The organism is Cellulomonas sp. P4_A2 (genome assembly GCF_056402515.1).
In genome coordinates this window covers 1-500 of sequence record NZ_JBFUHG010000082.1, presented here as the reverse complement: position 1 = coordinate 500, position 500 = coordinate 1, and the positions used below count along the sequence as shown (strand labels likewise).

The 500-nt window shown below is 65.2% G+C and carries 1 protein-coding gene; it reads left to right on the top strand.

The annotated features are described in order from the left end of the window. On the top strand, positions 1-500 hold a 500-nt coding region (locus tag AC1DUE_RS20185), incomplete at both ends, for a MinD/ParA family ATP-binding protein (RefSeq protein WP_477041191.1).

The following is a 500-nucleotide window of genomic DNA, read 5'->3' as shown; positions in this document are numbered from 1 at the left end:
GATCATCGCCAACGACGTGGACCCGGCGGTCTCGACGACCTTCAACGACGAGGACTACCGGCGCGCGATCGATGTCCTCGGCAAGCAGTACCCGATCATCCTCACCGACTCGGGTACCGGTCTGCTCTACAGCGCGATGCGCGGAGTGCTGGACCTCGCCGACCAGTTGATCATCATCTCGACGCCGTCGGTCGACGGTGCCTCGAGTGCCTCCACGACGCTGGACTGGCTGTCGGCGCACGGATACGCGGAACTGGTGCAGCGCTCGATCACCGTCATTTCCGGGGTCCGCGAGACCGGGAAGATGATCAAGGTCGATGACATCGTGCAGCACTTCGAGACGCGCTGCCGGGGCGTGATCGTCGTACCTTTCGACGAGCATCTGTCGGCCGGCGCCGAGGTCGACCTGGACATGATGCGCCCGAAGACCCGCGAGGCTTACTTCAACCTCTCCGCGCTGGTCGCCGAGGACTTCCCGCGCGCCCAGCAGCAGCAAGGCC